The organism is Pseudomonas sp. CFII64 (genome assembly GCF_000416235.1).
Taxonomy (GTDB): Bacteria; Pseudomonadota; Gammaproteobacteria; order Pseudomonadales; family Pseudomonadaceae; genus Aquipseudomonas.
The window spans coordinates 81,706-107,500 of sequence record NZ_ATLO01000043.1; the positions used below are offsets into that span (position 1 = coordinate 81,706).

At 58.6% G+C, this 25,795-nt stretch carries 24 protein-coding genes and 1 rRNA gene (1 of these 25 cut by a window edge); 11 read left to right on the top strand and 14 right to left on the bottom strand.

The window, feature by feature from the left end; translation table 11 throughout:
• Positions 1–21: 21 nt before the first annotated feature.
• Positions 22–876 carry a PfkB family carbohydrate kinase gene (locus tag CFII64_RS20470; protein ID WP_020292746.1) on the bottom strand — a complete coding sequence of 285 codons (855 nt, stop codon included), beginning with the start codon at positions 874–876 and terminating at the stop codon, positions 22–24.
• 2 nt (positions 877–878) lie between these two features.
• Entirely contained in the window at positions 879–1,892 is a 1,014-nt protein-coding gene (locus tag CFII64_RS20475; protein WP_020292747.1) for an SIS domain-containing protein, read from the bottom strand.
• A gap of 251 nt (positions 1,893–2,143) precedes the next feature.
• Here CFII64_RS20475 and CFII64_RS20480 point away from each other — a divergent pair, with 251 nt between their 5' ends.
• On the top strand, positions 2,144–2,926 hold the full coding sequence (locus tag CFII64_RS20480; RefSeq protein ID WP_020292748.1) for a GntR family transcriptional regulator: 783 nt from the start codon (positions 2,144–2,146) through the stop codon (positions 2,924–2,926).
• Positions 2,927–2,977: 51 nt separating this feature from the next.
• Here CFII64_RS20480 and CFII64_RS20485 read toward each other — a convergent pair whose 3' ends face one another.
• A complete protein-coding gene (locus tag CFII64_RS20485; RefSeq protein ID WP_020292749.1) occupies positions 2,978–7,807 on the bottom strand; it encodes a M10 family metallopeptidase C-terminal domain-containing protein in 4,830 nt (1,609 codons plus the stop codon).
• A 94-nt stretch (positions 7,808–7,901) separates the two neighbouring features.
• Positions 7,902–8,156 (bottom strand): hypothetical protein, encoded by a 255-nt coding sequence (locus CFII64_RS30170; protein ID WP_195759012.1) that lies wholly within the window; start codon positions 8,154–8,156, stop codon positions 7,902–7,904.
• Positions 8,157–8,352: 196 nt separating this feature from the next.
• Here CFII64_RS30170 and CFII64_RS20490 point away from each other — a divergent pair, with 196 nt between their 5' ends.
• From CFII64_RS20490 to CFII64_RS20505, 4 genes are read left to right on the top strand one after another with little or no spacing between them, the layout of a single operon-like run.
• Positions 8,353–8,952, top strand: a complete 600-nt coding sequence (locus CFII64_RS20490) for an aminodeoxychorismate/anthranilate synthase component II (protein ID WP_020292751.1) — start codon at positions 8,353–8,355, stop codon at positions 8,950–8,952.
• Between the two features lie 22 nt (positions 8,953–8,974).
• The gene (trpD, locus tag CFII64_RS20495; protein ID WP_020292752.1) at positions 8,975–10,024 is read left to right on the top strand and encodes an anthranilate phosphoribosyltransferase; all 1,050 of its coding nucleotides are present in this window, start codon (positions 8,975–8,977) and stop codon (positions 10,022–10,024) included.
• The gene (trpC, locus tag CFII64_RS20500; RefSeq protein WP_020292753.1) at positions 10,021–10,857 is read left to right on the top strand and encodes an indole-3-glycerol phosphate synthase TrpC; all 837 of its coding nucleotides are present in this window, start codon (positions 10,021–10,023) and stop codon (positions 10,855–10,857) included. The genes trpD and trpC overlap by 4 nt, the downstream gene beginning before the upstream one ends.
• Before the next feature lie 47 nt (positions 10,858–10,904).
• The gene (locus tag CFII64_RS20505) at positions 10,905–11,618 is read left to right on the top strand and encodes a lipoate--protein ligase family protein (protein WP_020292754.1); all 714 of its coding nucleotides are present in this window, start codon (positions 10,905–10,907) and stop codon (positions 11,616–11,618) included.
• An 86-nt stretch (positions 11,619–11,704) separates the two neighbouring features.
• Here CFII64_RS20505 and crp read toward each other — a convergent pair whose 3' ends face one another.
• On the bottom strand, positions 11,705–12,349 hold the full coding sequence (gene crp, locus CFII64_RS20510) for a cAMP-activated global transcriptional regulator CRP (RefSeq protein WP_020292755.1): 645 nt from the start codon (positions 12,347–12,349) through the stop codon (positions 11,705–11,707).
• A 209-nt stretch (positions 12,350–12,558) separates the two neighbouring features.
• Here crp and CFII64_RS20515 point away from each other — a divergent pair, with 209 nt between their 5' ends.
• Together CFII64_RS20515 and speD are read left to right on the top strand one after the other, a co-directional pair.
• Positions 12,559–12,981: an OsmC family protein gene (locus tag CFII64_RS20515; RefSeq protein ID WP_020292756.1), complete on the top strand. Its 423-nt coding sequence runs from the start codon at positions 12,559–12,561 to the stop codon at positions 12,979–12,981.
• Positions 12,982–13,264: 283 nt separating this feature from the next.
• The gene (speD, locus tag CFII64_RS20520; protein WP_020292757.1) at positions 13,265–14,059 is read left to right on the top strand and encodes an adenosylmethionine decarboxylase; all 795 of its coding nucleotides are present in this window, start codon (positions 13,265–13,267) and stop codon (positions 14,057–14,059) included.
• Between the two features lie 71 nt (positions 14,060–14,130).
• Here speD and CFII64_RS20525 read toward each other — a convergent pair whose 3' ends face one another.
• The 7 genes from CFII64_RS20525 to hemJ all read right to left on the bottom strand — a co-directional run bounded on the left by CFII64_RS20525 (position 14,131) and on the right by hemJ (position 19,443).
• Positions 14,131–14,823: a hypothetical protein gene (locus CFII64_RS20525; RefSeq protein WP_020292758.1), complete on the bottom strand. Its 693-nt coding sequence runs from the start codon at positions 14,821–14,823 to the stop codon at positions 14,131–14,133.
• 139 nt (positions 14,824–14,962) lie between these two features.
• The gene (coq7, locus tag CFII64_RS20530; RefSeq protein ID WP_020292759.1) at positions 14,963–15,610 is read right to left on the bottom strand and encodes a 2-polyprenyl-3-methyl-6-methoxy-1,4-benzoquinone monooxygenase; all 648 of its coding nucleotides are present in this window, start codon (positions 15,608–15,610) and stop codon (positions 14,963–14,965) included.
• Positions 15,611–15,736: 126 nt separating this feature from the next.
• Complete coding sequence (locus CFII64_RS20535; protein WP_020292760.1) at positions 15,737–16,075, bottom strand: histidine triad nucleotide-binding protein; 339 nt, start codon at positions 16,073–16,075, stop codon at positions 15,737–15,739.
• A gap of 104 nt (positions 16,076–16,179) precedes the next feature.
• Positions 16,180–16,971, bottom strand: a complete 792-nt coding sequence (locus CFII64_RS20540; RefSeq protein ID WP_020292761.1) for an SDR family oxidoreductase — start codon at positions 16,969–16,971, stop codon at positions 16,180–16,182.
• A gap of 57 nt (positions 16,972–17,028) precedes the next feature.
• Positions 17,029–17,937 (bottom strand): DUF805 domain-containing protein, encoded by a 909-nt coding sequence (locus CFII64_RS20545; protein WP_020292762.1) that lies wholly within the window; start codon positions 17,935–17,937, stop codon positions 17,029–17,031.
• 76 nt (positions 17,938–18,013) lie between these two features.
• Positions 18,014–18,982 (bottom strand): nitronate monooxygenase family protein, encoded by a 969-nt coding sequence (locus tag CFII64_RS20550; RefSeq protein WP_020292763.1) that lies wholly within the window; start codon positions 18,980–18,982, stop codon positions 18,014–18,016.
• Between the two features lie 38 nt (positions 18,983–19,020).
• Positions 19,021–19,443: a protoporphyrinogen oxidase HemJ gene (hemJ, locus tag CFII64_RS20555; protein WP_020292764.1), complete on the bottom strand. Its 423-nt coding sequence runs from the start codon at positions 19,441–19,443 to the stop codon at positions 19,021–19,023.
• Between the two features lie 134 nt (positions 19,444–19,577).
• On the opposite strand from hemJ, the gene argC reads away from it, so the two are divergent.
• Complete coding sequence (argC, locus tag CFII64_RS20560) at positions 19,578–20,612, top strand: N-acetyl-gamma-glutamyl-phosphate reductase (RefSeq protein ID WP_020292765.1); 1,035 nt, start codon at positions 19,578–19,580, stop codon at positions 20,610–20,612.
• Between the two features lie 168 nt (positions 20,613–20,780).
• On the top strand, positions 20,781–21,131 hold the full coding sequence (gene erpA, locus CFII64_RS20565; protein WP_020292766.1) for an iron-sulfur cluster insertion protein ErpA: 351 nt from the start codon (positions 20,781–20,783) through the stop codon (positions 21,129–21,131).
• Positions 21,132–21,190: 59 nt separating this feature from the next.
• On the opposite strand, the gene CFII64_RS20570 is transcribed toward erpA, so the two are convergent.
• Positions 21,191–22,285: an anhydro-N-acetylmuramic acid kinase gene (locus tag CFII64_RS20570; protein WP_020292767.1), complete on the bottom strand. Its 1,095-nt coding sequence runs from the start codon at positions 22,283–22,285 to the stop codon at positions 21,191–21,193.
• Positions 22,286–22,288: 3 nt separating this feature from the next.
• The gene (locus tag CFII64_RS20575) at positions 22,289–23,728 is read right to left on the bottom strand and encodes a peptidoglycan DD-metalloendopeptidase family protein (RefSeq protein WP_020292768.1); all 1,440 of its coding nucleotides are present in this window, start codon (positions 23,726–23,728) and stop codon (positions 22,289–22,291) included.
• A gap of 211 nt (positions 23,729–23,939) precedes the next feature.
• Between CFII64_RS20575 and tyrS the strand changes: the two genes are divergently transcribed.
• Together tyrS and CFII64_RS20585 are read left to right on the top strand one after the other, a co-directional pair.
• Positions 23,940–25,139: a tyrosine--tRNA ligase gene (gene tyrS, locus CFII64_RS20580; RefSeq protein ID WP_020292769.1), complete on the top strand. Its 1,200-nt coding sequence runs from the start codon at positions 23,940–23,942 to the stop codon at positions 25,137–25,139.
• A gap of 511 nt (positions 25,140–25,650) precedes the next feature.
• Positions 25,651–25,795, top strand: a 16S ribosomal RNA gene (locus tag CFII64_RS20585); it runs 1,394 nt beyond the window's last position.

Below are 25,795 nucleotides of genomic sequence, written 5' to 3' on the forward strand. Positions count from 1 at the left end.
CCAAAGGCATCCGATGGGTTGTTAGCCTTGGGCCTTCAACGCTTGTTTCAATTGTTCGCAGCGCGCGGGATCAAGTGTCTGGCCGTGGCCGAAACCGCCTTCCCCGGCACAGACCTGCGCCGCGAAATCGACGCCTTGCAACAGGCATTCGGCCAGACTTGCGCCGCCTTGCCAGGCCAGCAGGAAGGCGGCAATGAAGCCGTCGCCCGCGCCCATGCTGTCGATTACTTCACAGGGCAAGCTGGCCTGTTCGCGAAAACCGTTGTCGTCCAGCGCCAATGCTCCATGGACGCCGCGGGTGATCACCACCGCTTTTGGCCCCAGTGTCCGCATCTCAGTGGCCAGTTCACGCGCAGCCTCGGCATCAAGCTCGGCGGCGGAGAAGAACGCGATGTCGACGTGGGCGATCAGCGCGCGCCAATCGTATTCATCCCAGTTGTCCGAAAAATCGAAAGACAGCACGCCGCTGGCCTGACGAATCCGCGCGAGGCTGTTCTGCAGGCCGCTGTACAAGCTGGTGTGCGCCAGCGGGAAAGCCGCGATGCCGGCCAGGGCTTGTGCATCGATGTCCAGTCGGTGACAAACCCCGGCATCGCTGCCGAGAAAAATCCGTTCGCCGTCCACACTGTCGACACAGGCCCAGGCGCTGGCGCCCGGCAGTGTCTTGCAGCGGGATATATCCACCGATTCGGCCTTGAGGACTTCCAGCAACCAGCGTCCGTGGGCGTCATCGCCGACGCAGCCCAGATAAGCGCTGCCAGCGCCGAGGCGGGCGGCGAACACCGCCACGTTCAACGCATTGCCGCCGGGGTATTCCTGGTGGCGGTGGAGGTACACGTCAACCGTGTTGTCGCCGACCGCGATCAGTGACGGCATGCTCAATACTCCGTTTTCCACATGTAGCGGCGCGTGGTCAGTGGTTGTTGATGCCAGACCGCCAGATGCGCGGCGATACGTTCAGCGGCAATGCCGACGATGTAAGGCGCAACCAGCGCACGGATTTCCGGGTCAATGCCCTGCATAGGGAAATCCTTGGCGTCGTAGATCATCACGCGTTCGGTGTAACGCTGGCAGAAGCGCACCACACGTTCCATCTGCGCCCGGCTCGGGTCTTCGCCGACAAACAGAAGCAGCGGCGTTGTAGCGTCGATGGCTTCGAACGGGCCGTGAAAAAACTCCGCTGCTTCAACCGGCAGGCAATGCAACCACTGGCTTTCCATGACCACGCAGACGCCGAACACATAAGCGGTGGTGAACATCGGGCCGGAGGCGAGGAAGTACATCAGCCGGTCGTCTTTATAGAGACGGGCTTGCTCGGTGGCGCGCTGATCATTGTTGATGGCGGCATCGGCCAAGGCGGCGGGCAGGGCTTTCAGGGAACGGGTGAGTTTGTCCAGCAACGGCCAGTCTTCGCGCTCGGCGAGAATCCCGCCGATCAGCGCCTGGAGGATCATGAAGCAGCCGAAGTACGCCTCGTCGGTGCGCCCCAGCAGGAAGCAATGCTGTACGGCCTGGGCCAGCGGCAGTTCCGCAGTCTGGGTCACGCCGACGGTCATGCAGGGTTTGTCTTTGAGGAATTGCGCGGCGGCGATGGTTTCCTGCGTGGTGCCGGACTTGGACGCCAGAATCACCAGCGTGCGTTCATCCAGTCGAGGCGGATCGATGTCCATGAATTCAGCCGGAAAATAACGGCGCACTTCCAGCGAGTGGCTGAAGCGTTCGATCCAGTATTGCAGGCCGAGCATGATGCGATTGGGTGCGCCACAGCTGACGAAATAAATGCGATCAATCTTCGGCGCCAACTCGCGGCCATAGCGCTGGGCGTCGTCAACGATGTGGATGGACTGCGCAAGAGAGGCCACGAAAGCTTCCCGGTTGAACTCGATCGCCATGCTGGCTCCTTGGTGAACTGGAGGAGGATCGAGGCTGTTCGTCGATCCTTTGTTAGACCAGAATCTATACCATGGAAAATACCATCTCAAGGGTTTATGCTCGTGGTCTAGTCACCGGGCAAAGCAATCCGGCAAGCCTTGCAAGGCCCGTGAGTAAGGGCTGAATTGCAAACCCGCGAATTCACTGGAGTTTCGCCGCCTGTAACCTTTCGGCGAATTCCGCAAAAATAAATTCTGGATGTAGACCACCAATGGCGTCGGAAAAACCCCTCGAAACGAGCTTTCCCATTCCCCAGCGCAAGCAGGTCGCGTGGCAGGCTGTGCAAGTGCTGCTGGAAATGCTCGAACGTCCGGAGTTCGGCCCTAATGAGCGCATTCCGGCGGAACGGGATCTGGCCGAACATCTGGGCATCAGTCGCATGACCCTGCGCAAGGCGATTCAGGTGCTTATCGAGCGCGGCATTCTGGAGCGGCGCGGCAATCGCGGCACCTTTGTCACGGCGCCCGGCGTCGAGCGGCCGGTCAGTCTGTCGCGCAAGGGCATTACTCAGGTGGTCGAGCAGTCCGGTTCGCGGCCGGGGAGCACGCTGTTGTATTTCGAGCAGGCGCAGGCCAGCGGTCGTGTTGCCAAACTGCTGGGCATTGCAGAAGGCGATGGGCTGTTGACCATCCGGCGTCTGCGCACGGTTGATCAGAAACCGTTTTGCATCGAAACCAGCTACATCCCGCTGGCACGCGCGCCGGATCTGCTGGCTCAGGACCTTGCCGCAGGCGCTTCGTTGTATGCGTTGCTGCTGGAGCGTTACGGGATTGAGGTGGAAAGCGATGAAGGCACGTTGAGCATCGCCAACATGAACGATCAGGAAGCGCGTTTACTGGAAGTGGCGGCCGGGACGGCGGCGCTGGTCTATCGCGGGGTGATTTTCGACAGCCAGGGTCAACCGCTGGAATACCTGGTTTCGGTCAACCATCCGCAGCGCGTGGTGTTCAAGCTGGAAAACAGCCGGGTGGATGCGTTCAACTCACAGCGCTGATCGCCGCAGGTTGGCTGCCTGCCGCCCATTGCGGGCGGCAGGCATTGCGTTTCAACCGATGATGTCGGCCGCTTGCAGCGTCTGCACGCCGGTCAGCTGGATGGCAAAATCCGCTTCGTTGTCGGCGTCGGTGTTGCCGTACAGCACGCCGTCGGCGAAGCGCAGTTCGCCAACATTATTGGCGCTGAACGCGGCGCTGCCGATGAACACGAACGCGTCATTGGCGGCGGTTTGCGGGCGGGCATCGATCGCGGAGAAGTCCAGCTTGTCGCCTTCGGCGGACTTGAAACCCTGGATGATGTCAGCCAGCAAGCCGCTGCCCATTTCCGACACGTCGTTGAAGACATAGGTGTCGGCACCCGTGCCGCCGATCAGCGTATCGACGCCCGCGCCACCGATCAGCACGTCGTTGCCGGAACCGCCCGACAGGGTGTCGTTGCCGTCGCCGCCAGCAAGCCGGTTGTCGGCGGAGCTGCCGGTCAGTGAATCGGCAAAACGGCTGCCGGTCAGGTTTTCGTTGCCCTTGAGCGTGTCCAGACCCGAGCCGCCGGTGTCCTGTTGCGCGGTGGTGGACAACTTGACCGTCACGCCCGCCGTGGCGAACAGGTAGGACACGGTATCGATGCCCGCGCGGCCGTCGATCAGGTTGTCGCCGCTGCCGGCATATAGCACGTTATCCAGCGCGTTGCCGATTCCGTTGGCCGCACCCGCGCCAGTCAGCAGCAGGTTTTCAACGTTACTGCCCAGCGTATAAGTCGTCAGCGCGCTGTACACGGTATCGACGCCGCCGGTGACGCTGTCGGCATTGGTTTCGATCACCTTGTCATTGGCATCATCGACGAAGTAACTGTCTGAGCCATCGCCGCCCTTGAGGGAGTCAGCGCCGGCCTGACCGTCCAGAATGTTGCTGGCGCTATTGCCGATAATGATGTTTTTCAGTTCATTGCCGACGCCGTCGATGGCCGACATGCCAGTCAGCGTCAGGTTTTCGGTGTTGGCGCCCAGCGTCCAGCTGACCGAGGCCAGTACGGCGTCAATTTGCGAGGCAGACGTGTTGGTTTCGGTGACGCTGTCGCCCGCGTTGTCGACCACGTAAATATCGTTGCCGTCACCACCGGTCATGGCGTCGGCACCCAGGTCGCCGTCCAGCGTGTCGTTGCCGCGACTGCCCATCAAGGTGTCGTCATCGGCCGTGCCGAAAATCGAGCCGCCTTCGTTCTGCGTGCCTTCGGTAATGTCGGCGGCGCTGTTGTTGTCGCTGCTGTCGGAGGTATAGCCCAGATCGGTGGCGATGTAGTCCGCGAGGCGCTGACCGACGATTTCCGCCGATTCTTCGTGCAAGTGCCAGACGTCATCGGGATAGACCAGCGGGTCGACTTCATGGCGCAGCGGCAGGTCGGTGTAGTCCACGGCGAGCTTCACGTCGCTGCGCTCGGTGGCCATGGCTTCCTGTGCGGCGCGCACATAGCCGACGCCTTCGACGATGCCAGCGATTTTCTCAGCCGAGAACCCCCGGGCTGCGGCAGCGTCAGTTTGATAGTGGCCGGTTTCCATCAGGTAAACGTTGAAGTCGCCAATCTGCGCATGCAGGTAGTCGAACACTTTCAGCGTCGAGGCCTTGTACAGGTCGGCGGCGGCTTGCTTGTCGGTGGCGCGGGCGATTTCCTGGGCGGCTTCTTCGCCCTGGCCCCAGATGATGCCGGTGGTAACGGTGTCGATAGCGGTCAGGGTTGCCAGTTGGGTCTTGAGCAACTCAACCGCGCGTAACAGCGCGGGGCCGGGCTGGTCGGTGTCGGTCAGCCACCAGGATAAGCGTTGTTCTTCGAGCGTCGAGGTGGAATAACCGGCCACGGTGCTGCCGCCCACCGCCAGGTCGATGCCATTGCCGTCGGCATCGGTGAACTGGCTACGCACGTCGTAATCGGTATAGCGGGCCAGGTCGCTGACCAGCGTAGACGTGCCCGACTGATCGTCATCTTCGGTCATGCGCAGCAGGCGTGCGTTGGATTGACCCAGTGTCGGCAGGTAGAGGATTTCCTGGGATTCGCGTTGCGCGAAGACGAAATCCGCATCGCTGATCTGGTCGATCAGATTGCCGCTCAGGGCGATTTCAAAACGATTGCCGTCGGCGTCAACCACGCTGGATTTGACGTAGGTTTTGTCGCCGGCGGCGTTGAGCGTCATGTACAGCGTATGGTTTTCGCCATCGCCCAAACCGAGAAAGCCAAGCGCCGACACGTCGATCTTGTCTTCGCCGGGGGTGAAGTCGTAGATCGTATCGGTCGCCGTCAGGCCGCCGCTGTCGTAGTCGCGATAGCTGTCGCTGACGGCGCTGTAGACGAAAGTGTCGTTGCCCGCGCCGCCATACAACGCGTCGCGGCCTGCGCCGCCGTTGATCAGGTCATTGCCCGCGTCGCCACGAATGGTGTCCGCGCCGCCGAGGCCTTGCATGACGTCATTGCCGGTGGTGCCGTAGAGCGACTCGCCTTTGTCGCTGCCGGTAATCACGCCGGGCGTCGGGTTGCCGACGGTGATGGCGAAGCTGTCGCTGACCGAAGCCCCGGCTGCGTCGCTGGCAGTCAGCAGCACCGAATACGTGCCGGAAGCAACGCTGGGCGTGCCGCTGAAGGTCAGGGTTTTGCTGTCGAATTTCAGCCAGTCGGGCAGCGCCGTGTTGTCAGCCAGGGTGGCGCTGTAAGTCAGCGCGTCCTTGTCCGGATCGGAAAAGCTGTTGGCCTGCACGGTGTAGGAAAACGCCGTTTGGGTATTGGTCGCCTGATCCAGCAGCGGCGTGTTCAGCACGGGCGCTTGATTCACGGTCGAGGCGCTGGAAAAGATGAAGTTGTCGGCGCTCAGGCTGCTCAGCAGATTGCCTTGCAGAGCAATCTCGAAGCGATTGCCGGTGTCGTCGATGGCGTTGGTCTTGACGTAGGTTTTGCTGCCGTCGGCGTTCAGCGACAGGTAAACAGTGTTGTTACTGCCATCGCCCAGTCCGCGCAAACCGACGGCCGACAGATCGATCCGGTCTTGGCTGACATTGAAGTCGGTGATCGTGTCGCTTTGCTTCGAGGTGCTGGTGTTGTAGTTGCGATAGCTGTCCATCCGGCTGCTATAGACGAAGGTGTCCGCCCCCGCGCCGCCGGTCAGCGTATCGGCATCGGCACCGCCATTGATGCGATCTGCTCCGGCGCCGCCATCGATACGGTCTGCGCCACCGTTGCCGTTCAGGGTGTCGATGCCATCGGTGCCGACCAGCGTGTCATTGGCGGCAGTGCCTTCGATGACGCGCTGAAAAATGAAATGGCTGGCGTCGAGCTTGCCCAGCAGGTTGCCGCTCAGGCCCAGTTCGAAGCGGTTGCCTTCGGCATCGGCGGTCAGGGACTTCACGTAAGTGCGGTCCAGCGAGGCGTTGTAGCTGATGTTCAAGGTGCCAGCCGTGCCGCTGCCCAGACCGCTGAAGCCCAGATTTGCCAGATCGATCTTGTCTTGGCTGATATCGAAGTCGGTGATCAGGTCGGCGAAGCTGGCTGTGGCGGTGCGATAGCTGTCGGTCACGAGGTCGAAGCGGAAGGTGTCCGCGCCCGCGCCGCCGGTCAGTTTGTCGGCCCCGTTGCCGCCGACCAGGATGTCGTCGCCGGCATTGCCGTTCAGCGTGTCCTTGCCGGCCAGACCGAAAAGCAGTTCGTTGGCGGCGCTGCCGCTGATCGTGTCGTTGCCCGTCGTGCCTTGCACGGCTACAACCGGCAGGGCGTCGCCGACATAGCTGCCGTCGCCATAAATCAACACCAGGCCTTTGGAGGTATGGCTGATCGTGTTGCCAACGATGCTGTTGCCATCGGTGCCCTTTTCATCGCGCTCGGCCACGCCATAGGTGGACTTGTCGCTGCCGGTGATGGTGTTGCCGCGAATCAGGTTGTCGCTGCCGTCGAAATATTTGCCGGAAACGCCCTGAGTGTCGTCGTAGGACTGAATGATGACTTCCGGCACCGGAGCGCCCAGTGAATTGTTGGTCAGCGTGTTGTCGACCACATCGACGTTGGAGCTGCCGTAGATGCGAATGCCGGCGCTGGTGTTGTCATGGATGTTCACGCCGCTGACCGTGACTTCGCTGGACAGCTTGATCAGCACGCCTTCGGCGCCGTTGCCATAGATCTCGCCGCCGGTGATGGTGATATTGGCCGGCGACGGAATGTTCTCGCTGCCGCGCTGGACGACGATGCCCGTGCTGCCGTTGCCGTAGGCGACGTTGTTGGTCAGGGTGAAATCATGGGTGCTGGTCACCACGTTGAAGCCGTGACGATCATTGTTATAGGCGATGTTGTTTTCGAACACGCTGTCGCTGAGGAAGTCGGCGACGAAACCGTCCAGACCATTGCCGTGGGAGACGCTGTTCTTGATCACCATGTTGACGGTCTGCTCATGGGGATCGAAGCCATAGCCCGAGCAATCGACAATCTCGACGCTGTCGAGGGTGACATTGGAATCCTTGCCGGCGGAACCGGGGATGTAACCGTTGAACCAGCCATCCACCTTGCCGGTAGTGGCGTCACGGTTGCCGTCCAGGGTCAGGTTGTTCATGCCGAAGTCGTGGGTTTCTTCGCCGTAGGCCGAACGGACGATGCCCGTCACCTTGGTATCGGAGCCGTCCTGAAGCTTGATGACCGTCTCGCCCATGCCTGCACCGCTGAGCGTGACGTTGCTTTTGAGCATCAGGCAGCCATCGGAAGGCTCTTCACCAGCGGAGACAATATAAGTTCCGGCCGACATCTCGACCGTTCCGCCGCCTGCCGCCGCCGCTGCGTCAATTGCCGCCTGAATCGCCGCTGTGTCATCAGTGATGCCATCGCCCAGCGCGCCGTAGTTTTTTACGTTAAAAATCATGGTGTTACTCCGGGCCGCGGGGTGTATGGGTGGGAAAGTCAAGATCACAGCGCCCGAACATATGACCGTGACATTTGAGAAAGTTGCGCGATAATCAGCTTAATTTCGGCAAATGTGCTGGCATCTGCGTCAATCGAATGACCGTCGTAATTGTGGCGGGGCTGAAGGGCTGCGACAGGCTGCTGACGTCAAAATCAGGCAGGTAAAGGGAATGGATTGCGAGGCGCGCCAGGCTTGAGTTTGCTGCCGTGATATTGCACCGCAAACCGAGCTGGGCTAATGTGCCGGGACGTAGAAACGAGACCTCCCCTGTGTTGATCGTCAGCAAACTCTTGATGCGCGTTATCAAGGCTCACGCCCGTTGGCGTTGGCGCGCCTGACTAATTCTTTTTCCGGCTCTGTCCGGAACTCCTCCTGATACGCCTTTATATCCTTGCCCTGCCGCTTCTTTGGGACAGTCCCGACCGCTAAACTGGCGGAGCGCATTTGGGCAACGAATTCGAAGGTTGAATACATAGTCAGTAAATCAATGGGTTGAAGCCAAAATGCTGCTGATGATAGATAACTACGACTCCTTTACTTACAACGTCGTGCAGTACCTCGGCGAGCTGGGTGCCGACGTCAAAGTGATCCGCAACGACGAATTGACCGTTGCGCAGATCGAAGCTTTGAACCCGGAACGCATTGTCGTATCCCCCGGCCCGTGCACCCCTAATGAAGCAGGCGTCTCGCTGGAAGTGATCAAACACTTCGCGGGCAAGCTGCCGATTCTGGGTGTCTGCCTTGGCCATCAGTCGATTGGCCAGGCATTCGGTGGTGATGTGGTGCGCGCCCGTCAGGTTATGCACGGCAAGACCAGCCCGGTGGTTCATGAAGATCACGGCGTGTTCGAAGGCTTGAACCACCCGCTGACCGTTACCCGTTACCACTCGCTGGTGGTCAAGCGCGAAACCCTGCCCGAATGCCTGGAAGTCACAGCCTGGACCGCGCTGGAAGACGGTTCGGTGGATGAAATCATGGGACTGCGCCACAAGACGCTGAACATCGAGGGCATCCAGTTCCATCCCGAGTCGATTCTCACCGAGCAGGGCCACGAGCTGTTCGCCAATTTCCTCAAGCAAACCGGCGGCACTCGTCAGGGTTAAGGATTCTTTTATGGTTAAGCCAATGGATATCAAGACGGCCCTGGGCCGCGTGGTCAACCAGCTGGATTTGAGCACTGACGAAATGAGTGACGTCATGCGCCAGATCATGACCGGGCAATGCACCGAGGCGCAGATCGGCGCTTTCATGATGGGCATGCGCATGAAGAGCGAAAGCATCGACGAGATCGTCGGTGCCGTGACCGTCATGCGCGAGCTGGCCAGCAAGGTCGAGCTGAAAACCCTCGATGGCGTCGTCGACGTGGTCGGCACTGGTGGCGATGGCGCCAATATCTTCAACGTCTCCACCGCTTCGGCATTCGTGGTGGCGGCAGCCGGTTGCACGGTCGCCAAGCACGGCAATCGTGCGGTGTCGGGCAAAAGCGGCAGCGCGGATTTGCTGGAAGCCGCCGGGGTTTATCTGAACCTCACGCCGGTGCAAGTCGCCCGATGCATCGACAGCGTCGGCATCGGTTTCATGTTCGCCCAGTCCCATCATGGCGCCATGAAGCATGCGGCGGGTCCGCGTCGGGATCTTGGCCTGCGCACCCTGTTCAATATGCTCGGCCCGCTTACGAATCCGGCTGGCGTCCGCCATCAGGTGGTCGGGGTGTTCAATCAGGCGTTGTGCCGCCCGTTGGCCGAAGTCTTGCTTCGTATGGGCAGCAAGCACGTGCTGGTGGTGCATTCTCAGGACGGCCTGGATGAATTCAGTCTGGCCGCACCGACCTTCGTGGCCGAGCTGAAGAACGGCGAAGTCACTGAATACTGGGTGCAACCCGAGGATCTGGGCATCAAGAGCCAAAGCCTGTTCGGCCTGGCGGTTGAAAGCCCGGCGGCGTCGCTGGAACTGATTCGCGATGCCTTGGGGCGTCGCAAGACCGAAAACGGTCAAAAAGCTGCGGAAATGATTGTGCTCAATGCCGGCGCGGCGCTTTATGCTGCTGATCATGCCTACACGCTTAAAGATGGCGTGGCGCTGGCTCACGATGCATTGCACACCGGCCTGGCCCGGGAAAAACTGGATGAGTTGGGTGCCTTTACCGCGGTATTCAAGCAGGAGAATGAAGGATGAGCGTGCCAACCGTTCTGGAAAATATCCTCGCCCGCAAGGCCGAGGAAGTCGCTGAGCGTCGCGGGCGTGTCAGTCTGGCCGAAGTCGAGGCGCTGGCCAAAGCCGCTGATCCGGTTCGCGGCTTCGCCAAGGCCCTGATCGAGCAGGCCAAGCGCAAGCAGCCAGCGGTGATCGCCGAAATCAAGAAGGCTTCGCCCAGCAAAGGCGTGATTCGCGAGAACTTCATTCCTGCCGACATCGCCAAAAGCTATGAGAAGGGCGGGGCGACCTGTCTGTCTGTGCTCACCGATATCGATTATTTCCAGGGTGCCGATGCGTATCTGCAACAGGCCCGCGCGGCGTGCAAACTGCCAGTGATCCGCAAGGACTTCATGATCGATCCTTACCAGATCGTCGAAGCGCGTGCGTTGGGCGCCGATTGCATCCTGTTGATCGTCTCCGCGCTGGACGACGTGAAAATGGCCGAGCTGGCAGCGGTCGCCAAGAGCGTCGGTCTGGACGTTCTGGTTGAAGTGCATGACGGCGATGAGCTGGAGCGGGCATTGAAAACCCTCGACACGCCGCTGGTCGGCATCAATAACCGCAACCTGCACACCTTCGAGGTCAATCTCGAAACCACGCTGGATTTGCTGCCGCGTATTCCCCGCGATCGTCTGGTCGTCACCGAAAGCGGCATTTTCAATCGTGCGGATGTCGAGCTGATGGAAATCAGCGATGTCTATGCCTTCCTGGTCGGCGAAGTGTTCATGCGCGCCGAACAGCCTGGCGCGGAATTGCAGCGTTTGTTCTTCCCGGAACGCGGCACCCTGATCAATGCCTCCACGGCTGACTGATCAGCGTCTGGCGGGATTTGCTTCGACAGTTGTTACAGAGGATCACCATGTCTGACCTGGTTATTGATATCTGCGTCGAAGCAGGCCTGCAGGCCGAGCAGGATTTGCTGGCTAAAGTGTGCGCTGGCGATGCCGATTACGGCCTGTTGCTGTGGCGTCCACTGGATCGCGCGTTGGTCATGCCGCGCCGCATGAGTCGTCTGCCGGGCTTCACCGAAGCCAGCGAAACGTTGGCTGACAGTGGCTGGCCGATCCTGTTGCGCGAAAGCGGCGGCGAGCCGGTGCCACAATCTTCAGCCACGGTGAACATCGCGCTGGTGTACGCCCAACCCGCCAGCGACCTTGATCGCGACCGCATCGAAATTGCCTACCGACGTTTGTGTCAGCCGATTCTCGATGTCTTGAGTGACCTGGGTGGCGCTGCATCGCTGGGCGAGGTGGAAGGCGCGTTTTGCGATGGACGTTTCAACGTCAACCTCGACGGCCGCAAAATGGTCGGCACGGCCCAGCGCTGGCGGCAGAGCCAGGGCGGCACAAGGCCGGTCGTGCTTGCCCACGGCGCACTGCTGGTGGATAACGAGCGCCAGGAAATGGCGGCGGCGGTCAATCGCTTCAATGAAATCTGCGAGCTGGAACAGCGGGTTCGGGCCGACAGTCATATTGCGTTGCGCGAGGCGTTTGCGGTTGAGGGTGTGCTGGAAAAGCTGGCGGATGTTTATGTGGCGATGCTTGCGCAGCTGGGTCACCGCGCATTCCCGTAGGACCGGCTTCAGCCGGGAGGGCATTCTCCTGAGCTCCCGGCTGAAATCGGCCCTACGGGTTGTGTGTTTGCTGCGCCCGCCCACGTTCACCGCGTCCCAAACACCACCATGGTCTTGCCTTTGACGTGGACCAGCTTCTGTTCCTCCAGTGCCTTGAGCACTCGGCCGACCATCTCCCTTGAGCAGCCTACGATCCGCCCGATTTCCTGGCGGGTGATCTTGATCTGCATACCGTCGGGATGCGTCATGGCGTCGGGTTGCTTGCACAAATCCAGCAACGTCCCCGCCACGCGGCCAGTGACGTCCAGAAACGCCAGATCGCCGACCTTGCGCGTGGTATTGCGCAGGCGCTGAGCCATCTGGCCACCGATGGCGTACAGGATGTCCGGTTCTTGCTGGGTCAATTCGCGGAATTTGCTGTAGCTGATTTCAGCCACTTCGCACTCGGTCTTGGCGCGTACCCAGGCGCTGCGCTCGGATTCTTGCCCCGCCGCTTCGAACAGCCCCAGTTCGCCGAAAAAATCACCGGTATTGAGGTAAGCGATGATCATCTCGCGGCCTTCATCGTCTTCGATGACCACCGTCACCGATCCCTTGACGATGAAAAACAGCGATTGCGCGGGGTCGCCCGCACAAATGATGTTGCTTTTGGCAGAACAGCGACGGCGCTGGGCGTGGGAGAGGAGCTTATCCAGATTCTTTATTTTGGGCGCGAGCGTGATAGCAACCATGCTTATTTTCCGAAAAAAGGTACGTCGCCGTAGGGCACTTGCATTGTTATCGGCAGCAACTCTCATTTACCGTAACCCGGACATCGAGATTCAGCGACATTTAGGAATTTTCCTACTTTTTTATTTCGAAAAGGCATTTAGGCCTGCATCCGGCCGGCGCTTGCCCCGTGCTAAGCTGGCGACCCTTTTTTAGCAGTGGAGTCCCGGCGATGAAGGCACGCATTCAATGGGCTGGTGAAGCCATGTTCCTCGGTGAATCCGGCAGCGGTCATGTGGTAGTCATGGATGGCCCGCCCGAAAGCGGCGGTCGCAACCTGGGTGTGCGGCCCATGGAAATGGTGCTGATCGGCCTGGGTGGCTGCAGCAACTTCGACGTGGTCAGCATTCTCAAGAAGTCCCGCCAGCCAATCGAGAGCTGCGAAGCTTTCCTGGACGCCGAGCGCGCCACTGAAGATCCCAAGGTCTTCACCAAGATCCATCTGCATTTCGTGGTCAAGGGTCGCGGCTTGAAAGAAGCCCAGGTCAAGCGTGCCATCGAGCTGTCAGCCGAGAAGTATTGCTCGGCGTCGATCATGCTCGGTAATGCGGGCGTCGAGATTACCCACGATTACGAAATCATCGAATTGGGCTGAAACCGGTGGTCGGCGCGACTGCGCCGAATGGCGGCAAGCCCTGTTCAGACATCCAATTATCATAAAAGCGGCGCACACTCTGGCAGACGGCTTCTGACGTCTGCATAATGCGCCACTTTTTCAGGGCGCAGGTCGCAGCGGTTTTTGCGATCGTGCCCGAACGGACAACCAAAATCGCCAACGCGAAGAGGTGTTAACCGTCCTACGCAGCTGAGCCAGGCTCATCTGACGGGCATGCTTGATCACGTGGCCTGGGCCGCACATATATAGAGAGTTTTTAACGGTGAAAAGCAAACTCAAGCTCCACGGGTTCAATAACCTGACAAAGACCTTGAGCTTCAACATTTATGACATCTGCTATGCGGAAACTCCGCAGGACCAGCAGGCGTACGTCGAGTACATCAATAGTGTGTACGACGCTGAACGCCTGACGCGGATTCTCACCGATGTTGTCGATATCATTGGCGCCAACATCCTGAATATCGCCCGTCAGGATTACGATCCGCAAGGTGCCAGCGTGACCATCCTCATCTCCGAGCAGCCGGTGACGCCTACCGAAAGCCAGATTGAAGAGTCGCCGGGCCCGCTGCCGGAAACCATTCTGGCGCACCTCGACAAGTCCCACATCACGGTCCACACCTATCCGGAAATCCACCCGGTAGATGGCATCGCGACGTTCCGCGTGGACATCGATGTTTCCACCTGTGGCGTTATTTCACCGCTCAAGGCGCTGAACTATCTGATCCACAAGTTCGAATCGGACATCGTGACGGTCGACTATCGCGTGCGTGGCTTTACGCGTGATGTCGAGGGCAAGAAGCATTTCATCGACCACGAGATCAACTCCATTCAGAACTACCTCTCCGAAGACACGCGCAACGGTTACCAGATGACCGACGTGAACGTGTACCAGGAGAACCTGTTCCACACCAAAATGCTGCTCAAGGAATTCGAACTGGATAATTACCTGTTCGGCGATGCGACCAGCAATCTTTCAACTGAGCAGCGCGATCAGGTGACTGCCAAGGTGAAACACGAAATGCTGGAAATCTTTTACGGACGCAACGTCGTCCTCTAAGTTTCAAGCAGCAAAAAAGGCGCTTCTTCGAGGCGCCTTTTTTATGGGTGTGAGATTTGCAGTCCGGCAGATTACGGGTTTCTGGATTTGAGTTGCTGAACATAGTGCTGAAGGCTGCCGGTGATGAACAGGCAGTACGCCAACAGTTCCAGTCCTTCTTCAGTGGTGGTTTTCGCCAGGCGCTGATAACCCTCTTGCAAGATGTGATGCCACAAGGTGCCCATGCCGAAGATCCGTGAGAACACCAGCACTCCAAGGCCGGCGACGATCATGGTAAAGCTGGTCTGACGCGTAAAGTTCGCCAGCGCTGAAAGGGTTTGCTGGCGGTTGTCGCGTTTGCCAACGGCTTTGAAGATGCAGATCGCAGCGGTCGCCAGGGCGGGCCATAACCAGAAGCTGTGACTAATGGGGTCGAACAAGCCATCAAGTTCGCGGATCAACATACAGGCGAAGAATCCACCCGCGAGGGCATTCAGCCCTTTTTGTGCGTCAGTGCCACGGCTGAACCAGAACAATCCGGCACAGATCGCCAGCATCAGTTCCTGACCAATCTCGGTAAAAGAGACTTCGAGCATTTGCGTGTTGGCGATAGCGATGTCGAGATAGATCAAGCCAAAGCCAGCGCACACCAGCGCGATGAACAGCAGAAAGAAGATTGCGGTTTTCTTCAGTTGCTGCAGGTCGCTCTGCAGAGTCTGATCCTGATGCCGTGCTGCGGAAGACGCCGTGGAGGCAGTTGAAGTGTTGCTGTGCGGGCTGGACATTGCGGCCTCCTGGAAAAAGTCCCGATAGGGTACGCAGTCCAGGCCAGGCTTGAAACCCAATGATAATAATAGTGATTATCGGAAATGGTAATAATTTGAAACAAAAGGCGCCCGGATAGCAGGCGCCTTCAATGGCGCGTTATATACGGTAGGTACTTTTTGTCATCACTTTGGCCAGCACGCTCATGCCAAACTTGATCGGCGCGGGAAAACGAAAACCACCGGCATCCAGCGCACTTTCCGCATGGCGCTCCTCATCGATACGCATCTGTTGCAGGATCGCGCGGGACTTTTCATCCTCGGCGGGGATCTGCTCCAGATGTTCGTTGAGGTGTTTGCAGACCTGATCTTCAGTTGCCGCCACGAAACCCAGGCTGACCTTGTCGCTGATCAGTCCTGCCACAGCGCCAATCCCGAACGACATGCCGTAAAACAGCGGGTTCAGCACACTGGTGTGGCTGCCCAGCTGATGAATGCGTTGTTCGCACCAGACCAGATGATCGATTTCTTCTTCGGCCGCGTGTTCCATGGCCGCGCGCACGTTGGGCAGCTTGGCGGTCAAGGCCTGGCCTTGATACAGCGCCTGTGCGCAGACTTCGCCGGTATGGTTGATGCGCATCAGCCCGGCGACGTGGCGGGTGTCGACGTCGCTCATCTCGGCTTCAGGTTGGACGATGGCGGGCGATGGCCGATAGGAGTAACCCTTGGATGGCAACAATGTGCGCATCGCGGCATCGGCCTGCAATAGCAGACGATCAATAGGGGAGTAGTGACGTTCGGTAGCCATGAGAACCTCCGGGAAAACCATGGCGGCAGTCTACCGCAATCAGGCGAGGGAGGTTTGAGCTGGATCAGCCCGCCGCGCGGCCATCAACGGCCTGCGGCGGACTTCAAGTGCTTGAAACTGGGCCAATCAGCCCGGCGGCCAGTGCATCTGGCGCTGACCCAGAACATGCATGTGAATGTGATAAACGGTCTGCCCGCCTAACTCATTGCAGTTCATGACGACACGAAAGCCATCGTCACAGCCCAGTTCCTTGGCGAGGCGTTTGGCGGTGAACAGGATATGACCCGCCAGGCCCTTGTCGTCTTCGGTCAGGTCATTGAGGGTGCGGATCGGCTTTTTCGGAATGACCAGAAAATGCACCGGCGCCTGGGGCGCAATGTCGTGAAAGGCCAATACCTGGTCATCTTCATAGATGATCTTGGCGGGTATTTCCCGGTTGATGATCTTGGTAAACAAAGTATCCACAGCCATTTGCTCCTTGTGGGTGGATGTTGAGTCGCTGATTGGTTGACTGAGCGAGCGCATTCGAGTGTATCGATGCCGCCTTGGCGCGCCCAGCCGTTTGTCAGTCAGCGTGGGCAGTAAGATTTGTTGATCAACCCGACGATGCTGCGGTTCAACCAGCGCGAACCGAAACGCGGGCAGAACGCCAACAGCTTGTTGCGCCAACCCGGAATGATCACGGCACGGTTTTTCGCCAGGGCGCGGACGGCATACAACGCAACTTCTTCGGGGCTCATCATGCGTTTGCTACGCTCGAGCTTTTCACTTTGCAGCTGGGCGGTGCGCATGAAGGACGTGCGGGTCGGGCCTGGGCAAAGCACGGAAACCTTTATCCCGGTCTTCTTCACTTCTTCGCGCAAGCCTTCGGAGAAATGCAGAACATAAGCCTTGCTGGCGTGATAAGCGCTCATCCACGGGCCGGGACTGAATGCCGCAACCGAAGAAACATTGAGGATCTGCCCGCCACCTTGCAGCGCCATCAGATTGCCGACGGTGTGACACAAACGGGTCAGCGCAAGGATGTTCAAGTCGATCAAGTCCTGCTCAAGCCCCCAGTCCTGCGCCAGGAACGGGCCACTGGTGCCGATGCCGGCACAATTGACCAGCAGGTCGATCTGATGAGCGCCTTCTTCTTCCAGCTCCAGAAGAAAACCGGACAGACGCAAGGGTTCGCCCAGATCGCAGGCGCGAAACAGCACCTCGACGCCAAATCGCTGAGTCAGCTCGATGGCGACGGTTTCCAGCAAGTCACGCTGACGCGCCACCAGAATCAGACTGCGCCCCCGGCGTGCCAGCGCTTCAGCCATTGCCAGGCCGATGCCGCTGGACGCGCCAGTAATCAAGGCGTAACGGGTCATGCATTTCTCCATTCAACGTGCAGCCAACCACAATTCATCATGAAACATGAAGTCGGACTATTTATTCACTTCGCTTTCTATGACGGTATCGGAGTCTTCATCGCTCGGCGTCGCGGCGTCATCGTCATAAGGCAGCGATTGCTCGTACTCGACGGTTGAGTTTTCCAGCTCCGCCTGAATAGCGCTGAAGCCACCGACGATACCTGCGGTAATGATCAGGGCGAGGAAGGCGACCCACAGCCACGCCAGAACCTTCACCGACTGGCTATTGGGCGGCGCAGGCGGGCCGTATTGATTTGCGCCTTGATTGCCCGGCATCACGATGATCAAAATCGGGAAGATGCTGTTGACGAAGGGAATCAGGTTCAACAGCAGCAGCCATCCCGACCAGCCGACGTCATGCAGGCGCTGCACGCCGATCTGGACGCTGATGACCAGGAAGGCGACAAAGGCCACGGTGGCGAGCAGTCCGCCGCCAATCAGCGAAACGCTCATGACGCCGGCGCAAAGTGCCGCGACCAATAATGCCGCAACCATCAGCACCAGGCTCCAGGCCAGATAACGCACCCGGCCGATGCGCCCCTGCACGCTGAACACCTTGAGTGTCGAATATTGCAGCGTCGCGGCGCCAACCGGTGCGCGCGGCGGCGCATACGGCGAGGCTGCATAGGCGCTGGCAGGTTCTGCATAGGCGCGTGGTTCTTCGATTTCTTCCAGGCTGAGGCTGATCGCCGGGTCCGTCTCGATGCGTGCTTCGACCCCGGCGTTGGTCAGCGCGCTGATATAGCTCAGGGCATCGGAATGCGTAAGGCCACGCTTGAGCGCAATCGGCTTGCCGCTGAACAGCTTTTCCACCGCCGAGGTTTCACTCTTGAACAGCTGCGCAAGGTTTAGCTTGGCAGTTTGCAGGTCAACGCCGGTGCGCAGCTGCCCATCGAACACAATCTTGTAGAGGGTATCGGCCATGGTTGGCTTCCTTGTCTTGAAATAAATGCGACGCGAGCGATCACGCTTCCGAGGGCGCGAGGCTTTATGTCATAAATCAGCGGGGCCAGAGGCCAGCCAGTCGAGCACTTGCACGTTGGGCATTTCGGTATTCGGCGTCCAGACGCTGGATCAACTCCTCGACACTTGGCAGATCCGAGATCCCGCCCACTCCCTGACCTGCCGACCACACGGTTTTCCAGGCCTTGGCTTCATCGCTGATGGGCTTGAGCTTCGAAGCGGAATCCACGTCGCCCTTGCCTTGCAGTGTTGCCAGGTCGAACCCGGCATTTTCCAGGCTTTGACGCATGAAGCTGGCTGGCACCCCGGAAACGGCGGCGGTGTGCACGATATCGACGGCTTTGGACGACAGCAACATGTCTTTGTAGGCTTGCGGTGCCTGGCTCTCGCGGGTCGCAATGAATCGTGTGCCCAGATACGCCAGGTCCGCCCCCAGCAATTGCGCTGCGAGGATTTCATGGCCATGGTTCAGACAACCGGCGAGCAGCAGGGTTTTGTCGAAGAACTGGCGAATTTCCGCAATCAGTGAAAAAGGGCTCCACGTTCCGGCATGTCCGCCAGCGCCGGCCGCGACCGCAATCAATCCATCGACGCCAGCTTCGGCCGCTTTTTCGGCATGCCGCCGCGTGGTGACGTCATGGAAAACCAGCCCGCCGTAACGGTGCACGGCATCCACCAGTTCCTTTACCGCGCCCAGGCTGGTAATCACAATGGGTACTTTGTGCTCGATACAAATCGCCAGATCCGCCTGCAAGCGGGGATTGCTGTGGTGGACGATCAGGTTTACCGCATACGGCGCGGGCTTTTCCAGCTGTGCCAGACCGGCTTCGATTTCTTCCAGCCAGCTTTTGAAACCGCTGCTTTCCCGCTGATTGAGGGCCGGAAAGCTGCCCACGATCCCGTTGCGGCAACAAGCCAGAACGAGATCGGGATTGGAAATCAGAAACATCGGGGCAACCACCAGCGGCAGACGCAGGCGTTGTTCAAGCGAAACTGGCAGTGACATGAACGGTTCCCGGGTGCTGTAAGAGTCTTTATTAAAGCCTAGAAAGGTTTAACCACCACCAATATGACGATGGCCAGCAAAATCACTACAGGGATTTCATTGAACCAGCGATAGAACACGTGGCTGCGGCCGTTCTCGCCACGGGCGAAGCGTTTGACCTGCGCGCCGCAGACATGGTGATAGCCGATCAGCAGCACCACCAGCGTCAGTTTGGCGTGCATCCAGCCCTGACTCATGTAGCCCGGCACCAGGCTGATCAGCCAAATGCCGAACACCAGCGTCGCGATCATCGCCGGGCCCATGATGCCCCGGTACAGCTTGCGCTCCATGGTGCAGAAGCGTTCACGGCTTACGGCGTCTTCGCTCAGGGAGTGGTAGACGAAAAGTCTCGGCAAGTAGAACAGGGCTGCAAACCAGCAGACCATTGAAACGATGTGAAAAGCTTTGATCCATAAAAGCATTTTTAGTTATTCCCAGGTTCACGGTGCGCAAATAGTAGTGGCTTGAGCGTCCATACGTCACGTTGTCGGTTGTCGCAGACGCGTTACGCCCATATTATCGACGGCTTTCCAGTTGGCACGCAGAGGGCAGGGTTATGGTCAAGGTCGGTATCGTCGGCGGCACGGGTTACACCGGAGTCGAATTGCTGCGTTTGTTGGCACAGCATCCGCAAGCTGAAGTGGTCGTCATCACTTCCCGATCCGAGGCCGGTCTGCCTGTCGCCGACATGTACCCGAATTTGCGAGGCCATTACGACGGCCTGGCGTTCAGCGTGCCGGACGTGAAAACCCTGGGTGCCTGCGACGTGGTCTTCTTCGCCACACCGCACGGGGTTGCCCACGCGTTGGCGGGCGAACTGCTCGACGCCGGGACCAAGGTCATCGACTTGTCCGCCGACTTTCGTCTGCAGGATCCTGTGGAATGGGCCAAGTGGTACGGCCAGCCCCATGGCGCGCCTGAGCTGCTTGAACAAGCGGTGTACGGTTTGCCGGAAGTCAATCGCGAGCAGATCAAACAGGCGCGCCTTATTGCTGTTCCGGGCTGCTACCCGACCGCGACTCAGCTGGGTTTCCTGCCATTGCTCGAAGCAGGCATCGCCGATAACACGCGCTTGATCGCCGACTGCAAATCCGGCGTGAGCGGCGCGGGTCGTGGTTTGAGCCTGGGCTCGCTGTATTCCGAGGCCAACGAAAGCTTCAAGGCCTACGCCGTTAAAGGCCACCGTCACTTGCCGGAAATCACCCAGGGTTTGCGTCGTGCAGCGGGTGGCGATGTCGGTCTGACGTTCGTGCCTCACTTGACGCCAATGATCCGCGGTATTCACTCCACGCTGTACGCAACGGTGACTGACAAGTCCATCGATCTGCAGGCGCTGTTCGAAAAGCGCTACGCCAACGAACCGTTCGTCGACGTGATGCCCGCCGGCAGCCACCCGGAAACCCGCAGCGTGCGCGGTGCCAACGTGTGCCGCATTGCCGTGCATCGTCCACAAGGCGGTGATCTGGTGGTGGTGCTGTCGGTTATCGACAATCTGGTCAAAGGCGCGTCGGGCCAGGCGGTGCAGAACATGAACATCCTGTTCGGTCTGGACGAGAAGCTGGGTCTTTCCCATGCGGGGATGATGCCGTAAGAGCAGCTTTTAGCTGCGAGCTTCAAGCGGCAAGAGGCAGGTGCAAGCGCTTGTGGCTTGCCGCTTGAAACTTGCCGCTGCTCCAGAATAGTTGACCGATTTTGTCGGAGAAGCGGATAATGCGCGTCATTACGCATTATGACGGCTTAGCGCCGGGAGATATCTAACATGAGCGTCGAATCCTTCACTCCAACGGCTTTGCAATTCACCCACGGTGCCGCGCACAAAGTGAAAAGCCTGGTCGATGAAGAGGGCAATGATCGCCTGAAGCTACGTGTCTTCGTGACAGGTGGCGGCTGTTCCGGTTTTCAGTATGGCTTCACCTTTGATGAAGACGTCGCGGACGATGACACCATCGTCGAGCGCGAAGGCGTAAGCCTGGTGGTTGATCCAATGAGCTTCCAGTATCTGGCGGGTGCAGAAGTGGACTACCAGGAAGGTCTGGAAGGCTCGCGCTTCGTGATCAAGAATCCGAATGCATCCACCACTTGTGGTTGCGGCTCGTCCTTCTCGATCTGACTGGCTGGCAGTACACATGAAAACGCCGCGCATATGCGCGAGCTTTCAGCCCGGGTCGATCAGGCCGGGTAAATCGCGCCCAGTACTCGCAGGCCCTTGGCGCCGGTGACCGTCGGACGGTTGGCGGGCACACCTTCCAGGCAGCAATGCGCCAGCCACGCGAAGGCCATTGCCTCAACCCAGTCCGGATCAACACCAAAGGCTTCGGTGCTGCTGACTTTGGTATTGGGCAGCAATTGCGCCAGTCGGTCTGTCAGCGCCACGTTGTGAGCGCCGCCGCCGCAGATCAGCAGTTCCTTGGTTTCGGACTGCGCGGATTGCAGGGATTCAGTGATCGTCAGCGCCGTCAGCTCCATCAACGTGGCCTGGACGTTTTCCGGCGCCAGAGTCGGCAGCTGGAACAGGTGATGGTGCAGCCAGCCAAGATTGAACACTTCGCGACCGGTACTTTTCGGGCCCTTGGTCAGGAAAAACTGATCGCTGAGCAAGGACTTGAGCAGCGCAGGATCAACTTGCCCGCTGGCACCCCAGGCGCCGTCCTGGTCATAACTCTGGCCGCGCTGGGATTGAATCCATGCATCGAGCAGCACGTTGCCGGGACCGCAATCGAATCCAGTGACCGGCGAGTCCAGCTCGATCAGGCTCAAGTTGCTGAAGCCGCCGATGTTCAGTACTGCGCGGCGATCCTTGTTGTCGTCGAACAGCGCCTCATGGAACGCAGGCACCAGCGGAGCGCCCTGGCCACCTGCCGCGATATCGCGACGGCGGAAGTCACTGACGACCGTGATCTCGGTGAGCTCTGCAAGCAGCGCCGGGTTGCCGATCTGCACGCTGAACCCGCGCGCGGGTTCGTGGCGGATGGTCTGGCCATGGCTGCCGATGGCGCGGATCTGGCCCGCAACCATGTTCTGCTCGCTGAGCAGTGTCAGTACGCCCTTGGCTGCAAGCTGTACCCACTTCTGCTCGGCAATGCCGGCGCGCGCCAGTTCATCCGGGCCGCTGGAACACAGCCCCAGCAGCTCTGCGCGCAAGTCGTCAGGCATTGGAATGTAGTGGGTCGCCAGCAGTCTCGGCCGGTCGTCTTGCTCCAGCAGGGCTATATCGATCCCATCAAGGCTGCTGCCGGACATCACACCAATATAGAAGAAGGCCATGGCTTATCGTTTGCTCGAGGCCAGCGTGGTGGCCTTTTCCTGGTCCATGCGAGCCATTAACGGCTGGCTCTGCTGCATGAACCGCTGTTTTTCGGATTTGGCGATTGGATCCGCCATCGGCAATTTCTGACCCAGTGGGTCAACGTGCACGCCATTGACCTGGAACTCATAATGCAAATGAGGTCCTGTCGACAGGCCGGTGGTACCAATATAGCCGATCACCTGACCTTGTTTGACACTGCCGCCGGTTTGTATGCCTTTGGCAAAACCCTGCATGTGGCCGTACAGCGTCCGATAGGTCTCGCCGTGCTGGATGATCACGGTATTGCCGTAGCCGCCACGGCGGCCTGCAAGCAGCACCTTGCCATCGCCGGTCGCCTTGATCGGCGTGCCGCGCGGGGCTGCATAGTCAACGCCTTTGTGGGCGCGGATCTTGTTCAGGATCGGGTGCTTGCGGCCCATGGAAAACATCGAGCTGATGCGAGCAAAGTCCACCGGAGTACGGATGAATGCCTTGCGCATGCTGTTGCCGTCAGCCGTGTAGTAATTGGTATTGCCTTGCTTGTTGGTATAGCGAACCGCGGAATAGGACTTGCCGTGGTTGGTGAAGCGGGCGGACAGAATGTTGCCGGTGCCGACCGTCTTGCCGTTCACGACTTTCTGCTCGTAGATCACGTCGAATTCGTCACCCTTGCGGATGTCCTGGGCGAAGTCGATGTCGTAACCGAAAATGTTCGCCATATCCATGGTCATGGTATGGGACAGGCCCGCGCGCTGCGCGGATTGCGAGAGCGAGCTGTTGATCACGCCATGGACATAGGCGTTACGCATGTTGGGCTTGCTGATTTCACGGCCGAAGGTATAGCCCTTGTCGGTCCGGGAAAGGCTGATGCTTTCCAGTTCGCTGATCTTGCTGTGCAGCTGCTTTAGCTGGCCTTCAGGGGAAAGCTCGAACTGCAGGATCTGGCCGTTTTTCAACTGGCTGAATTGCTTGGCCTGCTTGTCGCTGGCCAGGACCTCATGCACGGTCGTGGCCGGCAGCCCGACTTTTTCGAAGAGCGTGGAGAGGGTGTCACCTTTGGCGACTGCAACTTCCCGGTGATTCGCGTTCTTGGCGGCGACTGCAGGCGTCTTCGGCTGCGGTGCAGCCTCCTTGGCGGAGTCTGCGGTGGCGTTTTCCTGAACTTCTTCAGCGCCATTGTCGATCTGGGCAAACGGAGATTCGGTAGTGTCCTGTGTGGCTTGAACCGATTCTTGAGCGTCTTGTTGTTCTGTGAGCTGATCTGTGGGGATTTCCAGATCAAGATTCAGCGTGGTTTTTTTAGCTTCAACGTCACTTGAAGGGAATACCAGAAGAGCCAGGCTCAGCAAGGCGGCGATGCCGCTTGCAGCGAGCAGGTGGGTCTTCGGATAAAGCGGAGGCGCTTTAGGCGGTGTATTCATAGGTAATTTTGACTTTGAAAAGATGAATTGGAAAAGATGAATGACATGATGAAGATGAAATAACTGTATAAAATATAACCAAAACCTGCTCGAGGCAACCCTGCCAAACGTTTCAATTTATGATTCGGCGGCGGGTGCTGGGCAAAACTTTGTAAACGGGCCCTGATCTTGTATGGTTGGACCCCTTTAAATAGGCGATGACGGGGCTTATATGAAGTCGGTTGAAGAGCAGCTGGCGCTAATCAAGCGCGGGGCGGATGAACTCCTGGTCGAGGCTGAGCTGATTACCAAGCTCAAGCGCGGCCAGCCACTACGTATTAAAGCCGGGTTCGACCCAACGGCACCTGATCTGCATCTGGGTCACACCGTGCTTATTAATAAGCTGCGTCAGTTTCAGGATCTTGGTCACCAGGTCATCTTCCTGATCGGTGACTTCACCGGCATGATCGGTGATCCAAGCGGCAAGAGCGCAACGCGTCCGCCGCTGACTCGCGAGCAGGTGCTGGATTACGCCGAAACCTACAAGTCCCAGGTCTTCAAGATCCTCGATCCGGCGAAAACCGAGGTGGCATTCAACTCCACCTGGATGGATCAGCTGAGCCCTGCAGATTTCATTCGGCTGTCTTCGCAATACACCGTGGCGCGGATGCTCGAGCGCGACGACTTCGATAAGCGTTATAAAACCAACCAGCCCATCGCTATCCACGAATTCCTCTATCCGCTGGTCCAGGGTTACGACTCCGTTGCGTTGCGTGCAGATGTCGAGCTGGGCGGCACCGACCAGAAATTCAATCTGCTGATGGGGCGCGAGTTGCAGCGCGCTTATGGGCAGGAAGCGCAATGCATTCTGACCATGCCGTTGCTTGAAGGGCTGGACGGCGTTAAGAAGATGTCCAAGTCTCTGGGTAACTACGTAGGTATCCAGGAAGCGCCAGGCATTATGTACAGCAAGCTGGTTTCGATTCCCGATGCGCTTATGTGGCGCTACTTCGAGCTGCTGAGCTTCCGCTCCATGGAGGAAATCAACGGCTTCAAGGCGGATTGCGAAGCCGGTGCCAATCCGCGTGACATCAAGATCAAGCTTGCTGAAGAAATCGTGGCGCGTTTCCATGGCGAAGAAGCTGCAGCTTCTGCGCACCGATCGGCGGGCAATCGCATGAAAGAAGGCGAGTTGCCGGACGATCTGCCAGAGATCGCGTTGACTGCTGCTGAAGATATGCCGATCGCCGCTGTCCTTAATAAGGCAGGCTTGGTGAAGAACTCTGCAGTGGCGCGTGATCTGTTGGCGTCAGGCGGTGTGCGTATAGATGGTGAGGTAGTGGATCGCGCCTTCGTATTCAAGCTGGGCGCGACACATGTCTGTCAGGCGGGGAAGAAGGCTTTCGGGCGTATCACGCTTAATTTGGAATAAGCGTGAATTAACGGTTGACGGCCTCTCGAATCTGTCTATAATTCGCACCTCTTCCGGAGCAGATGAAACGGAAAACTCCTTGATAATCAAGTAGTTAGCCGGTTTGATTGGCGAGGAAGAGGTTTCGATGAGTTGATCGAAAGCGGTGAAAAAAGGGGATTGACAGCCGGTTGTAACGCTGTAGAATTCGCCTCCCGCTAACGAGCAACGCGAAGTTGATCGAAGCGCAAGTGGTTGAAGTTGTTAAAGAATCTTACGGGAAACTTTGAAAACTTCTGAAAATAACCACTTGACAGTAACTGGCGCTGCTGTAGAATGCGCGCCTCGGTTGAGACGAAAGAATCAACCCACCGCTCTTTAACAATTGAATCAAGCAATTCGTGTGGGTGCTTGCGCTGTCAGACTGAGATCAACTGATTATCAGCAACGTAAGTTACTCCGCGAGAAATCAAAGAAATAACCAACGATTGCTGAGCCAAGTTTAGGGTTTTCTCAAAACCCAAAGATGTTTGAACTGAAGAGTTTGATCATGGCTCAGATTGAACGCTGGCGGCAGGCCTAACACATGCAAGTCGAGCGGCAGCACGGGTACTTGTACCTGGTGGCGAGCGGCGGACGGGTGAGTAATGCCTAGGAATCTGCCTGGTAGTGGGGGA

What these genes read in the sequence shown, in the direction of transcription:
- CFII64_RS20470 (WP_020292746.1), bottom strand. Translation starts at nt 876, where the DNA reads ATGCCGTCACTGATCGCGGTCGGCGACAACACGGTTGACGTGTACCTC.
- CFII64_RS20475 (WP_020292747.1), bottom strand. Translation starts at nt 1,892, where the DNA reads ATGGCGATCGAGTTCAACCGGGAAGCTTTCGTGGCCTCTCTTGCGCAG.
- CFII64_RS20480 (WP_020292748.1), top strand. Translation starts at nt 2,144, where the DNA reads ATGGCGTCGGAAAAACCCCTCGAAACGAGCTTTCCCATTCCCCAGCGC.
- CFII64_RS20485 (WP_020292749.1), bottom strand. Translation starts at nt 7,807, where the DNA reads ATGATTTTTAACGTAAAAAACTACGGCGCGCTGGGCGATGGCATCACT.
- CFII64_RS20490 (WP_020292751.1), top strand. Translation starts at nt 8,353, where the DNA reads ATGCTGCTGATGATAGATAACTACGACTCCTTTACTTACAACGTCGTG.
- trpD (WP_020292752.1), top strand. Translation starts at nt 8,975, where the DNA reads ATGGATATCAAGACGGCCCTGGGCCGCGTGGTCAACCAGCTGGATTTG.
- trpC (WP_020292753.1), top strand. Translation starts at nt 10,021, where the DNA reads ATGAGCGTGCCAACCGTTCTGGAAAATATCCTCGCCCGCAAGGCCGAG.
- CFII64_RS20505 (WP_020292754.1), top strand. Translation starts at nt 10,905, where the DNA reads ATGTCTGACCTGGTTATTGATATCTGCGTCGAAGCAGGCCTGCAGGCC.
- crp (WP_020292755.1), bottom strand. Translation starts at nt 12,349, where the DNA reads ATGGTTGCTATCACGCTCGCGCCCAAAATAAAGAATCTGGATAAGCTC.
- CFII64_RS20515 (WP_020292756.1), top strand. Translation starts at nt 12,559, where the DNA reads ATGAAGGCACGCATTCAATGGGCTGGTGAAGCCATGTTCCTCGGTGAA.
- CFII64_RS20525 (WP_020292758.1), bottom strand. Translation starts at nt 14,823, where the DNA reads ATGTCCAGCCCGCACAGCAACACTTCAACTGCCTCCACGGCGTCTTCC.
- coq7 (WP_020292759.1), bottom strand. Translation starts at nt 15,610, where the DNA reads ATGGCTACCGAACGTCACTACTCCCCTATTGATCGTCTGCTATTGCAG.
- CFII64_RS20540 (WP_020292761.1), bottom strand. Translation starts at nt 16,971, where the DNA reads ATGACCCGTTACGCCTTGATTACTGGCGCGTCCAGCGGCATCGGCCTG.
- CFII64_RS20545 (WP_020292762.1), bottom strand. Translation starts at nt 17,937, where the DNA reads ATGGCCGATACCCTCTACAAGATTGTGTTCGATGGGCAGCTGCGCACC.
- CFII64_RS20550 (WP_020292763.1), bottom strand. Translation starts at nt 18,982, where the DNA reads ATGTCACTGCCAGTTTCGCTTGAACAACGCCTGCGTCTGCCGCTGGTG.
- hemJ (WP_020292764.1), bottom strand. Translation starts at nt 19,443, where the DNA reads ATGCTTTTATGGATCAAAGCTTTTCACATCGTTTCAATGGTCTGCTGG.
- argC (WP_020292765.1), top strand. Translation starts at nt 19,578, where the DNA reads ATGGTCAAGGTCGGTATCGTCGGCGGCACGGGTTACACCGGAGTCGAA.
- erpA (WP_020292766.1), top strand. Translation starts at nt 20,781, where the DNA reads ATGAGCGTCGAATCCTTCACTCCAACGGCTTTGCAATTCACCCACGGT.
- CFII64_RS20570 (WP_020292767.1), bottom strand. Translation starts at nt 22,285, where the DNA reads ATGGCCTTCTTCTATATTGGTGTGATGTCCGGCAGCAGCCTTGATGGG.
- CFII64_RS20575 (WP_020292768.1), bottom strand. Translation starts at nt 23,728, where the DNA reads ATGAATACACCGCCTAAAGCGCCTCCGCTTTATCCGAAGACCCACCTG.
- tyrS (WP_020292769.1), top strand. Translation starts at nt 23,940, where the DNA reads ATGAAGTCGGTTGAAGAGCAGCTGGCGCTAATCAAGCGCGGGGCGGAT.